The organism is Streptomyces sp. NPDC037421 (assembly GCF_055602105.1).
This window is the reverse complement of record NZ_JBVJWV010000066.1, coordinates 11,150-13,772: the sequence shown is the minus strand read 5'-3', so window position 1 is coordinate 13,772 and position 2,623 is coordinate 11,150. Positions and strand designations below refer to the sequence as shown.

1 protein-coding gene is annotated in these 2,623 nt (G+C 73.5%); it reads left to right on the top strand.

What is annotated here, in order from left to right:
• The first annotated feature begins 109 nt into the window (after positions 1-109).
• On the top strand, positions 110-2,428 hold the full coding sequence (locus ACZ7IF_RS38680; RefSeq protein ID WP_470981649.1) for an SDR family oxidoreductase: 2,319 nt from the start codon (positions 110-112) through the stop codon (positions 2,426-2,428).
• Positions 2,429-2,623: the final 195 nt, after the last annotated feature.

The window sequence follows — 2,623 nt, the reverse complement described above, 5'->3', positions numbered from 1 at the left end:
AGCAGGCCACGGTCGAGGACGCCAAGCAGTACGTCCACACCGCGCTCAGCACCAACAGCCGCGCCACCCTCAACCACGCCAAGAACCACGCCGAGAACAAGGACTGATCATGGCTGGGGACTACAACGACACCCAGGTGATCGTGGTCGGCGCGGGCCCCGTCGGGTTGCTGCTCGCCGGGGAACTGCGGCTGGCGGGCGCAGACGTGGTGGTCCTCGACAAGCTGACCGCGCCGACCACCGAATCACGGGCGTCCACCCTGCACTCCCGCACGATGGAGATCCTGGACTCCCGGGGACTGCTCGACGGGCTGGGCGACATCCCGAACGACCCCGCAGGCCATTTCGGGGGGATCCCCTTCGGCCTCGGCGTGCCCGGCCCCTACCCGGGCCAGTGGAAGGTCGCCCAGACCCGCCTCGAGGAAGTCCTGGGGCAGTGGGCGGCGGACCTGGGCGCGGACATCCGGCGGGGCCACGAGCTGACCGGACTGACCGCGACCGGGGACCTGGTCACCGTGGACACACGCGGACCGGACCAGACGGTCACGTCCTTCCGTGCCGCGTACGCGGTCGGATGCGACGGTGAGAACAGCGCCGTCCGCCGGCTGGGAGCCTTCGACTTCCCGGGCAGCGACGCCGAGCGGGAACTGCTGCGCGCCGATGTGGCCGGCATCGACATCCCCGGTCGCCGCTTCGAACGGCTCGAGGGCGGACTCGCGATCGCCGCCCGGCGCCCCGACGGGGTGACCCGGGTGATGGTGCACGAGTTCGGGGCGGAGCCCCGCAGCGGTCAGCCCTCCTTCGAGGAGGTCGCGGACACGTGGAAGCGCGTCACGGGCGAGGACATCAGCGGCGGCACCCCGTTGTGGGTGAACTCCTTCGGTGACACCTCCCGGCAGGCCGCGAGCTACCGCCGGGGCCGGCTTTTCCTCGCTGGAGACGCGGCGCACCAGCAGATGCCGATCGGCGGCCAGGCCCTCAACCTCGGGCTCCAGGACGCCGTCAACCTGGGATGGAAGCTGGGCGCCGCGGTGGCCGGACACGGCGGCGAGGCGCTGCTCGACAGCTACCACGAGGAAAGGCACGCCGTCGGCCAAGCCGTCCAGAGCAACATCAGGACGCAGGCCCTGCTACTGCTCGGCGGCCGCGAGGTCGACGCGATCCGGGAAGTCTTCGCGGAGCTCACCGCGCACGAGGACGTACGCGCCCACCTGGCCGGAATGATCTCCGGCCTGGACGTCCGCTACGGGACGGCTCCGGGCGACGACCCGTTGCTCGGCCGGCGCCTGCCACAGGGCCAGGTGGAGCACGGCGAGAGCGCGGTCACCACCTTCGAGCTGCTGCGCGCGGGGCAGGGCGTACTCCTCCTCGCCCCCGGCGACGAGGCCCGCCGCGAGGAGCTGCGCGCCACCGTCGCGCCGTGGACCGACCGGGTCCGCGTCGCGACCGCCGCCCGTGACCAGGACCCGGCGGCAGACGGCACGGCTCTGCTGGCCCGGCCGGACGGTCATGTCGTGTGGACGGACGCGGCGCGGGGCGACGGCCTCACGGCCGCCCTGGAGCGGTGGTTCGGGCCGGCCTCCGTCGCGGACGTCCGGCGGTCCGCTCCGCGGGGCCGTGGCACGCCGGTGCGGACCGTACCGGCGGTGGGAGGACGGAGGCACGGCATGGACAGGCTCGCGGGAAGGACCGCACTGGTCACCGGCTCGAGCCGGGGCATGGGCCGTGCGGCCGCCGTCCGGCTGGCCGAGGAGGGTGCGCTCGTCGCCGTCCACTACGCCACTGACGAGGCCGCCGCCAACGAGGTCGTGGCCTCGGTGGAGAAGGACGGCGGCCGTGCCTTCGCGGTACGTGCCGAACTCGGTGTCCAGGGCGACGTGGCCACCCTGTTCGACGCGCTGGAACGGGATCTGCTGGACCGCACCGGCAGCACCGACCTCCACATCCTCGTCAACAACGCCGGTGTGATGGGGGGAGTCGGTCCCGATGACATCACCCCCGAGCAGTTCGACCGCATCTTCGCGGTCAACGCGAAGGCCCCGTTCTTCCTCATCCAGCGGGCGCTGCGGAACATGCCCGACGGCGGCCGGATCATCAACATCTCCTCCGGCCTCACCCGGTTCGCCAACCCGGACGAGATCGCCTACGCGATGAGCAAGGGCGCCGTCGAACAGCTCGCCCTGCACTTCGCGAAGGCGCTCGGCCCGCGCGGCATCACCATCAACTCGGTCGCGCCCGGGATCACCCGGAACGACAACCCGGTCTTCGGGATTCCCGAGGCTGTCGAGCAGATGGCGGCGCTGTCCGCCTTCGACCGCGTCGGCGAGCCCGAGGACGTAGCCGACGTGGTGGCGTTCCTCGCCACCGACGAGGCCCGCTGGATCACCGGCTCCTTCGTCGACGTCACGGGCGGCACGCTGCTCGGCTGAGCCGGGCACGGCCGCGCGGGGCCTTTCAGACCGCCGGTGCAACCCCGCGCCGCGCCGGCACCGGGGGGGGGGGGGGGGGGGGGGGGGGGGGGGGGGGGGGGGGGGGGGGGGGGGGGGGGGGGGGGGGGGGGGGGGGGGGGGGGGGGGGTTGGGGGGGGGGGGGGGGGTGGGGGGGGGGTGTTGGTGTGGGCGGTG